Annotated in this window: 1 protein-coding gene; it reads right to left on the bottom strand. The window is 71.7% G+C overall.

Annotation, left to right across the window (positions count from 1 at the left end; genetic code table 11):
• Window positions 1-10,853: filamentous hemagglutinin N-terminal domain-containing protein (locus tag AAG801_RS19680; protein ID WP_341889873.1), on the bottom strand; the 10,853-nt coding region annotated here is incomplete at its 3' end.
• Between the last annotated feature and the right edge of the window lie 6 nt (window positions 10,854-10,859).

The following is a 10,859-nucleotide window of genomic DNA, read 5'->3' as shown; positions in this document are numbered from 1 at the left end:
TGCAGCGCGCGGCTGCCCAGCGTGTCCGGCCCGAAGGCGAACAGCGGATAGCGGTCGACCTCTCCGTAGTTCGGCACGCCGAGCGACCCGGTCACCGAGCCCTCCGGGCTGGTGTTGTAGACCACCGGCCGCTGCATCGCGTCGTAGCCAACGAACGCGGGCGCCCACGGCGTCGGCAGCGGCGTGACCGCGCCCGACATGCCCACCGGATAGCCGCCGCCGAACAGCGAGTTGCCGGCCAGGAACTCGAGCGCACCCGATGGCGACGGCGCGAGCACCATCGCGCGGCCCGGCGCCTGCGTGGCGGGCGTGGCCGAGAAGCCGTAGTACAGGCTGCCCGAGGCCGCCGTCGCACGCAGGATCGACGGATAGACCGTGACGCTGTCGCTCGTGTTGATGCTGCCGAGGTACCTGCCGCCGGGCTGCAGGTTCGCCAGGTCGGTGCCGGGCGTGAGGTTGCCGCCGGCGCTGAACAGGTTGATCGCGGTGCGGTCGGTCCACAGCGTGAACCAGCCCTGGCCGATGCCGTACTCGGCGCCGCCGAACGTGAAGCCCGAGCTGTTCGGCACCCGCGCGCGGCCCGCGTCGGCCACGCTCGTGAGCACCAGGTCGCCCGGCGTGTCCAGGTACATCGCCGAATCGCCCGGCACGACCACGATGCCCGCGTTGCCGATGCCGATGGTCGGGACGAAGGGGTTGATCGGGCGCGTGTCCATCGCATCGCCTTCCTGGCCCGGAATCGAACGCTCAGCCTTGCGGTAGCGCAGCTCGATGCCGCCGATGGCAGAGGCCGACACGTGGGCCGCACCGCGCAGGTTGACCAGGGCACCGTTGAGGTCCTGGTACTGCGCGTTGACGCCATAGCTCGCGTACTGCGCCGCGGCCAGGTTGGGATTGACGACGCCGCCGATGCGCAGCTGCAGGTCGCCGCCGCCCGTGAGCGTCAGCCGGCCGTTCGCATCGACACGGCCCGTGCTGCCGACCGCCGCCACAATGGCTTCGCTGCGCTGCCAGATCTGGCCTTCGCCCATCCGCGTGGTGAGGCCCGCGTCGCCGCCCGCGCGCAGCGTGAGGTTGCCGCCGCCCAGCGTGCCCATGCCGGTGAAGCCCACCAGGTAAGGCTCGGGGCTGCTGTCGGTGCTGAACTGCACGCCGGCCGGCAGCGCGTAGGTGCCGAAGTTGATCCACCACGATGTCGCGATGCGGTCGCTGCCGGCCAGGGCCGTGCCCGAGCCCTGGCGCCACAGCCAGCTGCCCACCGCCGCGCTCGGCGCCTGGGCACGCTCGCCCGCGAAGTGGCCCCAGACGTCGCCGACGACGTTGCCGCCCACCGCGATGTCGAGGTTGCCGCCGTGCTCGGGGTACCAGGCCTGGTAGGCCGCGAGCGCGGCATCGTAGTTCGCCGTTTGCGGGCCGATCACCGAGCCGCCGACCGCCTTGCCGCGTGCGAGGTTGAACGGGTCGAGGCCGTTGGCATCGAGCAGCGGCGCGGAGCGCGTGCCGGCCGTGTAGACGCCGAACGGCGACTCCATGACGAAGTTGCCGGCCGCCGCCAGGCCCAGGTCGCCGGTGCCGGTGCGCAGCACGCTGAACATCGGCGACAGCGGCGTGTATTTGGTGACGTCCTTGACGGGGTTGATGACCGTCGTGCAGATGCCCGGCCCCCACTCGCAGAGGGTGACGTATTCCGGAGAGACCGGCGTTCCCTCGACGAAGCTCGGGTCCCAGTCGTCGCCGTTGGGCCCCCAGAAATAGGAGAGGCGCGCCGGGTCGACCTTGCAGGTGCCCTCGCCGCCCCAGTCGCAATAGCCCGCCTCGAAATCCAGCGGGTCCATCGACGTTCCCTCGTCGTGGCCCCACATGGGCCCGTTCGGACCCCACACGAAGCCGCTGCCGCCCGGCGTGAGCCTGACGTTGTACATCGCGTGGCTGTCGGCCAGGATGAGTGCGCCATGCTTGGCCGGGTCGACCGCGCGGCGGTCGGCCGAGTCGAGGTCGGCGCCAGCCGTGAGCTGCAGGCTCCAGCTCGTCGCGCCCTGCCCCAGCATCGGCGCCACGGCCCAGTTGCGGCCCTGCACGCCGTCGACTTCGGGCCGCAGGTTCACGGCCGCATCGCCCGGCAACTGGACATCGGTCATCGACGGAATCAACGCGCCGCGCGCCAGCGCGATGGTGCCGTCGGCCTTCATCGCGACCGGCAGGCGCACGCCCTTGGGCCACACCAGCGCCTGCACGCTGGCCTCGCCGCGCAGCGCGGTGCCGGCGCCCAGCTTCATGCCGCTGTCGAGCAGCACGGCCTCTGTCAGCACCGTGCCCGCCTTCAGGCGGATGCTGCCGTCGGCGTAGTAGACATTGGCGCGCAGCACCGTGCCGGCCGGCAGCGTGTAGGCCGCGCCCAGGGTCACAGTCACCGGCAGCACCGTGCCGGTCGGCAGCACCATGGCTTCGGCGGGCACGTCGTAGTTGAGCAGCGCGTCCTTCGGGAACACGGTGCCCTTGTCGAGCACCACGCCGTCGATCGGCACGACGATGTCGCCGCCGTCGGGCGTGAACGGCGTGCCGAACTTCGAGCGCTGCTCCGTCAGGTACCAGCCCTTGTCGTCGGGCGTGGCCGGCGGCGGCGCAAAGCCGTCGTTGATGCTGCCGTACACGTTGAGGTTGCCGCCCGCGCGGATCACCAGCACGCCGGGCTCGCCGAAGCCGCGCCGCGCCGGATCGTTGCGGTTCGCACCCGGGCCGTAGCGGTAGCCCGAGAGGTCGATGTCGCCGACCACGCTGAGGTCGCCGTCGGCCGTCTGGCTGACGATCTCCACGCCGGGGCGCAGGTGGTAGCTGCCCAGGCCCGCGAGGCGCGCAGAGAGCGAGGTGTTGGCCAGCGCCTTGTCGATGAAAGCGCTGCTGTGGCCGTCGATCTCGTCGAGGTACTTTTGCGTGATGAGTTGCGGCACGTGGCCCGTGACGTCGGGCGCGTCCGCCAGCGGTGCGTCGCTGTAGGTGCGGAAGGCGTTGACGGCGATGGTCTTCGCGCCCTGGATGGCGGGCGTGCCGTTGACGCCGATCGCCACGTCGTTGTCGCCGCGTCGCGGCGCGTTCAGCGCGAGCGTGCCGCGCGATGCGCCGTCGTTGCCTTGCGCCGCACTCACGGCCGTGCCCGCGCGCAAGTCGATGGCCGCGCCGCTGCCCAGGGTCAGCGTGCCCTGCGTGCTGGTGAGGTCAACGATGGCCCGGTTCGGGCTGTCGATGATCTTGCCGTAGCTGTCCACGCGCAGGCCGGTGGCGTGCGCGTCGAGCGTGCCGTTCACCGTGAGGTCGCCCTTGGCCGCGAGGCGGATCGCGCCGGCCTGGAAGCCGCTGGCGTCGATGCGGCCGTTCACCGTGAGGCTGCCGCCGTCGACCGTGACCTCGACCACGCGCGCCTTCACTTCGTCGCCGATGGCGAGGTCGCCCTGCTTGATCTGGAAGCGCCGCGCGCCGGTCACGCCGCCTTCGTTCAGGCGCGTGTTCAGGCCTGCGAAGTCGGCCACGGTCTGGCCGCGCACATTGATCTCGGCCGCGTCGTAAGGCACCACCGTGCCGCCCGCGTCGTAGGCGCCGCTGGCCGTGCCGAGGATGCGTCCGCCCAGGTCGATGCGGCCCGCGCCGGCGCCCAGTGCCGTCGCCTGCATCGTGCCGCCGCGGTTGTGCGTGGCCGACAGGTCGATCACCGAGCCCGCCGCCTGCACGATGTTGCCCGCGGTGCTCGTCACTTCGAGGTCGCCGCCGCGGCTGTAGCGCGTCTGCTCGAAGAACTTCACGGCGCGGCCCGCGAGGTCGATGCGCGACCCCGCGCCCAGCGTCACGTCGCCGCTGGCCGTGAGCTGCAGCTTGCCCGAGGGCAGGCCGACCGTGCCGTCGATGGTGATGTTGCGGCCCGTGAGCGCCAGCTGCGCGCCCAGTGGTGCATCGCCGGCCGGCGTCGCGCCTGCGGGTGCGCTCACGAGGATGTCGCCGCCCGCCGTGATGCGGTTGTTCGAGCCGGCCTCGCCGGTGAGCAGCGGCGCGCGCAGGTTCAGCTGGCCGCCGCTGTAGTCGTAGCCCTTGCCGGTCACGTACGCGCCCTGCTGCTCGTACACGCCCAGCGTGCCCTTCGCGTTCGCCGTGATGCGCTCGCTCGCGTTCAGGTTGACGGTACCGAAGCCCAGCGCGAGGCGGTCCGCCGAGAAGCCCGCGTCGGGCTGCGTGTTGGGCGCATGGCCCAGCACGATGCGCGCGGCCGACACGTCGAGCGTGCCGTGGCCCAGCAGGCTGCCGATGGCGCCGCCCGGTGCGTTCTCGCCGGGAAAGATTTCGCCGCTGCCGGGCGGGCGCGGCGTGAGGCCGGTCCAGATGAATTCGCCGGTCGTGATCTTCGCGGTGTCGCCCGCGCTGCCGTAGCCGTAGATGGCCGGCGTGCCCAGCACCAGCCGCTCGATGGACGACACGCCGGTGGTGGGGTCGAGCGTGTCCAGCGACACCCCGCCGTAGATGTTGACCGACTCGCGCGCGTTCAGCACCAGCGTCTCAACCGCGGGCACGCCCTCGCCCTTGTTGCCGGCCAGCAGGTTCGCCAGGATGCCCTGGTTCATCGACAGGCCCGACGGCAGCTGGCCGTTGGCAGAGGCCTGCTGCAGCGCCGCGTCGCTGCCCAGGTTGACCGAGGACACAGCCAGCAGCAGGTTCTTCGCGCCGTAGCGCACAGTGTCGGCCATCGTGAACGAGCGGTTCGTGGCCACGGCCAGCGTGCCCTCGCCGTACAGCGTGGTCTGGCCGGTGCACGCACCGCTCGGGCACGCGCCGACCTGGATCGTGACGGGCGTGGCCTCGGCGACGGGCGGCATCAGGTTGATCCAGCCGTTCGACAGCCCCAGCACCGCGGTACGGTCCGGCGAGAACACCACGCCGTCGGTGGAGTCGTAGGCCGGCGCGCCGGCGCCGAGCGTGTTCAGCGACGCGCCCTGCTCCACCTGGATGCCGTCGCCGTAGCCGCCGGCCACGAGGAAGATTTCCGCGCCGCGCAAGGTCGCGCCGCTGCGCACCACGATGTGACCGGTGTTCGACTTGAAGGTTGCGTAGTTGTCGGCATAGGGCAGATCGATCCGGCCGCCCACGATCATCCGTGGCGCGCCGAAGGCATTGAGCTGGTCGGCCTGCACCGACGCGCCCCCGAACCCGGTCGTGCGCCCGGTGCCCGGCGCCGTCACCTCGAGGGCGACGGCCGTCATCGACAGCGTGCCGCCGAAGCCTGCGCTGCCGGCCGCCGGGTTGAACAGCGCCGTGCCGTCGAACTGCAGCATCGACACGCCGTCCTTCGGCTTGGAATAGAAGTAGTCGAGCTGCAGGTTGCGGGCGTCGGCCGCGATCTCGCCGCGCACGCCGCCGCGGCGTGCCGCATCGGCCGCCACGAAGGCGTCGTAGCCCATCTCGTTGTAGGTGGCGTGCTGCTTCACCACCGCCGCCGGCGTGACGACCAGCGGGCTGGCCAGCGACGACTTCACCGCGGTGTTCGCCACGCCGAGGTAGCCGCTCGCCACGTACGAGCCGTAGCCCGCCGGCAGCGGCGTGGCGGGCAGCGCGCTGGGCGCGCCCACTTCCACGCGGAAGGCGCCGGGCAGCAGCGCGTAGGTCGAAGGCAGCAGCGTGTAGGTGCCGGCCTTGAGCCCGCCCACGTCGTGGTCGAGCGTGACCTGCCGGCCGATGGCCGGCTCGCCCGCGCCCGCGTCCGGCGACACCGGCGCGTAGCCGCCCTGGAAGCCCGGCACGATGGCGTACACGCCGTTGCCCGCCTGGCTGAAGGTGTTGGCCGGGTTGGCATTGGCCAGCGGCGTGCGCAGCACGTCGACCGAGCCGCCGCGCCCGCTCACGAAGCCCGCGCCCGTGAGTTCGCCGCCGCCCGACAGGTCGAGCAGCGCGCCGGCCTGGCCGACCACGCTGTCGCCCGTGAGCAAAATGCCGCTGCTGCCGATGGCGCGCTTGTCGATGGGCGTGCCCGCAACGCTGTAGCCGATGCCGTCGGTCGTGCCGCCGTAGGGCATGAGCAGGCCGACCCCGCTGACCGAGGTGATGCTGCCCGGCAGCAGGTCGACCAGGCTGGCGCGCGCCTCGTAGGTGCTGCGCCCGTCCTGTCCCAGGATGAGGTTGCCCAGCGGGGCGCGCACGATGCCGCCCTGGCGCACCGTGTCGCCGCCGAGCGCCAGGATGCCGAACGCCGATTGCGGCATGGCCACGTCGCCTTCGACCTGCCGGCGGATGTCGAGCACGCGGCCCGTGTCGTAGCCCGCGCGGATCTGCGCATTGGCGCCGGTCGCGGGGTAGATCTGCGCGGCGGTGAGCGTGAGGTCGCCCATCGTCGCCAGCTCGGTCGTGGTCGCGCCGAGCAGGCCGAGCGCGGGCGTGCCGCCGAGCAGGCGCAGGTCGCCGCGGCTGGTCATGTTCACGGTGTCGAAGCCGCGGCGGTCGATCACCTGCGCGGGGCCGGTCGTCAGGGCGATCTCGCCGTGCGCGCCGAAGCCCACGCGGTCGCGGATGTCGATGTGGTCGGCCTCGGCCGTGAACACCGCCTCGCTCGCGCGGGTCGATGCGCCGTGGCGCCAGGTCGTGGTGTAGACCACCTCGCCGTCCTTCGTGGGCGCACCGGTCACGCCGGCCAGCCGCAGATAAGACGAAGCCAGCCGCACGTTCGAATCGGTCGCCGCGCTGTCGGCCAGCGCGAAGCTGCCGGCATAGAGGCGCAGGCTCTGCGCCGTGGTGAGGTCGACGTTGCCGTCGAAGCTCAGCAGCCCGTTGACCAGCAGCGACAGGTTGCCGAAGCCGCCAGCCTGCACCTGGTCCACGCTCAAGCGTCCCTTGCCGTAGTTCAGTGCCGCATCGGCATGGCCCGGCTGGAGCGTGGCCGGCAAGCCACTGGGCTGCTGCGTCTGCGACAGCACCAGCTCGCGCGCCTGCCGCACGGCGTCGTCGGGGGCGAAGAACTTCGAGAACACCGGCGCTTCGAGCGCCACCGCGAGCGTGCCGCCGGCTGCATTCGCGCCGCCCGCGTGGGCACGCAGCGTGCCGTCGAGGTAGAGGCTGTGCGCCGACTTCAGCACGATGGTGCCGCCGTCGCTGGCCACATCGAGTTCGCGCCACAGGCTGCCAACCGCCGGCACGTCGATGCGCGTATGGCTGCCCGAGGCATCGAGCACGGCACCCGGGCGGATGACGATCGCGAGGTCGGGCGCATGGGCCGCGCCTTTCGCTTCCCAGTCGAGCCCACCGCCGATGGAAATCGTGCCGCCGTTGCGCACCGTGCCGTAGCGCCGGCCATCGCCGTCGATGCCGGTCTGTGCGCGCGCCGCCACGTCGAGCACCGCGCCTTCGCCGATCCACACCGAGCGCTGGTGCGGCTGCAACGACGGGCTCTCCGGCATCGTGAAGGCCGGGGCCTCGATGTCGATGCCGATGCGCCCGCCCCAGGCGTTGAGCCGACCGTCGACCACGAAGCTGCTCTTGCCGCCGCCGAGCAGCTGGATCGAGCGCCCCGCGTCGACGGTCACCACCGCGCCCGCGCCGATGGCGAGGTTGCCGCCTTCGGTGTTGCGGCGTTGCGAACGCAGCACGAGGTCGGCGCCCTGGCGCTGCACGACCTGGCGGTTCACCTCGTCCTGCTGCAGCAGCGGCGGCGTCCACAGCTGCAGCGCGATGCCGCCTTCATGGTCGGCACCGGCGCCGGGTGCGATGCGGTAGACCGGCATGACCACGTCGAGCTGCGCGCCCGGCGCGACCGTGAGCCCCGCATGGCCGTTGAGGTCATAGGTCGAGAAGCCCGACTGCAGGCGCGACGCGTCGAGCACGAGCTGCGTTGCGTCGGACAACGCCGGGTCGAGGCCGATGAGCAGCGCGTTCCCCGTTTCAATCTTCAGCGTGCCGCCGCCGTTCACGCCGTGGCCGCGGATCTCGCCGCCCAGCGACAGGCGCCCCTTCGTTTCGGGGCCCGCGATGGCCGCGTCGGCCACCAGTGACACGCTGCCGCCCTTGCCGCCCTTGGGCTTGCCCTTGGCCAGCAGCGCGGCCCCCGACGACACGTCGATGAGGCTGCCCTGCCCGATCGTCACGCCGTGCGTCGATTCGAGGCGCACCGTGCCGCCGTCGATGACCGCTAGCGTGGCCGCGTCTTCGGGCGCCGTGCCGATGTCGACGCGGCGTCCACGCAGGTCGAGCGTGACGCCGTCGCGCACGGTGAGCGACGAGTCGGCGTCCTTCACCAGCATGCGCGGCTGGGCGCCCGCCACCGGCGACGTGAAGACATTGCCGGCCTCCAGCGTGCCGCCGCGCACCGTGACGTCGGCGCCGATGTCGATGAACGCGCCGAGCAGGTTCATGCGCCCGCCGTCGGCGAGCGTGAGCGCCTTCTCGGTGGTCACGCTGCCGCGCGTGCCGATGTCCAGCCCCGCGAGGTGCTGCGCATTCAGGTGCGCCGCGTCGAGCCATAGCGTGCCGATGCGGTCCGCGGCCAGTGCGTCGCCCGCGGCCATCTGCTGCGTGATCGGCGCCACGTCGCCGAAGCGCACGTCGGTGTCGAACAGGTCGATGCGGCCCTGCGCGCCGTAGCGCCCCACCGCCAGCACGCCGCCGCGCGCCACCGCCGTCTGCGACTGCAGGTAGCTGTCGTCCAGGCTGGCGTCGCGTGCGCGCGTCTGCTGCGCGCCGTTGAACACCTCGGCCACGATCTCGCCTTCGAGCACCGCCGTGGGCGCGCTCACCACCAGCCGGCCCGCATCGCGCCCGACGGTGTAGCCGTTTTCCAGCTTGCGCTGCGGCCCGATCAGCGGGTTGTAGAAGTAGTCGGTGTTCGCCTTGCCCCAGCGCACGTGCGCGGCCTCGAAGCCCTTGTAGACGCCGTCGAACAACAGGTCCGACGGGGCCTTGTCCAGGCTGTACAGGCGCCCGTCGCTGCCCTTGAGCCAGGTCTGGTAGATCACGCCGGTCTGCACATTGAGCGAACCGCCCGACAGGTTGACCTTCGACCCCGCCTGCGTGACCACCTCGCTGCCGCCCAGCACCACCGTGCCGCCCTGCGCGGCCCATTCGCCGACGCCGTGGCCCTGGTTGCCCAGGTAGCCGCCGACCTCGAGCAGGCCGCCCGCCGCGTACCAGCGCTCGCCTTCATAGCCGCCCACGCCGGGCGCCACGCGCACGAGCTTGCGCCGGTCGATCCACACGTCGTTGTTGAAGAGCTTGCCGCTCTCGCGGTTGCGCGGGGCGTCGCGCATCTCGTTGCCCTGCACGCTGACCTTGACGTTGTTCGATTCCATCGACACGTTCACGCCCACCGCACCCGACACGTCCAGGCGCGCCTTGTCGGCCACGAAGCTGCGGCGCGTGGCACTGGCCGCGATCTGCCCGCCGGTGGCGAGCGTGAGCGACTCGCCCTCGAAGCGGATGTCGCCGCCCGAGACGATCTCGATGCGCGACTGGTCGCGGCGGTCCGACAACCGCGAGAGGTTGTCGAAGAGGCCCGGCGGCACGAGCGCGCGTGCGGTGTCCTGCGCGGCCGATTCCTTGAGGAGCGCATCGCGCTGGCTGTCGAACGCGCTGGCCTTGCCGTCGTCCTCGATGAGCACGGCCGTGACCGCGCCGCTGCCCAGCGCCACGTTGCCGCGCGTGTCGGCGGCCGAGTTCAGCAGGTGCACCGTGCCGCGCGCGGACACGGTGGACGTGGCTAGCGCCACGCCGTCCTGCCGCACATCGCGGCCGGCGAGCGTGATGTCGCCTTCGCGCGCCACGAGCAGGCCGGTGTTGCTCACCTTGCCCGATGTGCTGTCGGCCACGAACTGCGGCGCAATCTCGTTGCCGCGCGTGGTCGAGAAGGCGTTGGCCTCGGTGCCCACGCCCTTGCGGATCACGAAGCTGTCGCCCGCCGCGAGCTGCACCTGGCCCTTGCGCGCGGCAATCTCGCCGGCGTTGGCCACTTCCTTGCCGAGCAGCAGCACATAACCGCCGCCCTGCGTGACGGAGCCGGGCTCCTTGGTGGTCAGCCGCGCGCCAGCCTTCACTTCGACCTTGCCCAGGTCGTCCTTCGCCGTGGTGAAGCTCGGCGCGGTGTCGTTCGAATAGATGCCGCGCGCCTTGAACTGGTCGTCGCCGATGTGCGCGGCTGCCGCCACGAGGTTGCGCGTATCGGTCTGGCTGGTGCCGCTGAACACCACGCCGTTGCGGTTGGCGATGAGCACCGTGCCATCGGCCTTGATCTGGCCCTGGATCTGCGACGGCCGCGCCTTCGGATCGTTCACGCGGTTGAGCACGGCCCAGTCGGCCTGCTGCTTGAAATCGACCGTGGTGTTGCGCCCGACGTTGAAGGTTTCCCAGTTCAGGATGGCCTTGTCGCCGGTCTGCTCCACGGTGACGACGGTGCGGCCGTTGACTTGCTGCTGCGAATCGCGGTTCAGCGCGCGGGCATTGAGCCAGCCGGCGCTCAGCGAATTCGTGTCGACCTTCAGGCCGCCGTCGGCCAGGCCGTCGGGCACCGACGGGTCGTTCTGCGCAGCGGCGCGCGCCGCGGCCTGTGCGGCCTGCTGCGCGGCAATCGCCTGCGCCGCAAGGCCCAGGTTGCCGAGCGACTGGCGCAGCTGCTCGTTGGCCTTCTGCTGCTGCGCCAGCGGGTTCGTCAGCATCGAAGCCGGCGTGCCGTTCGGCAGGTAGCCCGTGACCGCGGCCGTGCCCTGCGCCACGTTCTTCTGCGCCATCCATGCGGCGCTGAAGGCGCGTTGCGCGTGTGCATTGCCCGCCAGGCCCGCCATGGCCAGCGCGAGGGCGGCGGCGTGCGCGACCGGCGCGCGGCGGAATGTCTTGTTGCTCATGTCATA

The organism is Variovorax sp. YR752 (assembly GCF_943372545.1).
Note: the sequence above shows the minus strand (reverse complement) of the source record. Positions and strands in the feature narration are given on the sequence as shown.